Raw genomic sequence first — 667 nt, forward strand, 5'->3', positions numbered from 1 at the left:
TGTCGCTCTTCAATCGCTTGCCTTCGTTCTTGAACTCTCGCAGTTTCACACTCCAATAGTAAGCGTTGATTGTCCGTGATTCGTTCCTCCTCTTTCAAGATAACGCTGTCACAAAACTCACTTTGACGACTCAAAGTATTATCAACATCCGACTGATCAAGGATGTATTTCTGACTTACTAACCATTTTGCATGACGCTCTATGGTCATTTGAGTGATTTTAAGTGCTAGTGCTGTCGCTTCTTCGTTATATCTTTTATTTGCCGTGAGTAAACTTTGCATAAACAAGATCACTTTATCGTACCAATGCCCGTCATCCCGATGGATCACCAATCAAGTATATTTAACTATAGTTGCTGATCACTAAAGCGGCACCCCAGTATCACGACGTGATGGAAAAATCGTTGATAACTAGGTTTAAAGTATCTAGAAACGTTGTATGGAAAGAAACTTGCGGTGCAAACTCAAGACCCTCCAATGTCACATTGACACCGGAGGATGTCTAAATATTCAAACAGGCGTTAACCAGAATGTTTTTTACCTTTGCTGCGAAAGCCTTGATGAGGAAAAACGTTACGAATTCGCTGTTGAACTTTCTTTGGCACTTGCTTGGACATAACGAGTTTTGTTCCTGTACGCTGCTGATACACTTTTAACTCTCCACTAAA

At 40.6% G+C, this 667-nt stretch carries 1 protein-coding gene and 1 pseudogene; both read right to left on the reverse strand.

The genetic code is table 11. The annotated features are described in order from the left end of the window. Window positions 1-281, reverse strand: a pseudogene (locus QTO00_RS20525) (hypothetical protein); the annotation flags it as partial. Window positions 282-520: 239 nt separating this feature from the next. Continuing rightward, window positions 521-667: DUF3634 family protein (locus QTO00_RS20530; protein ID WP_331426383.1), on the reverse strand; the 147-nt coding region annotated here is incomplete at its 5' end.

This window comes from Vibrio sp. M260118 (assembly GCF_036533755.1).
In the GTDB taxonomy this organism is placed as follows: Bacteria; Pseudomonadota; Gammaproteobacteria; order Enterobacterales; family Vibrionaceae; genus Vibrio.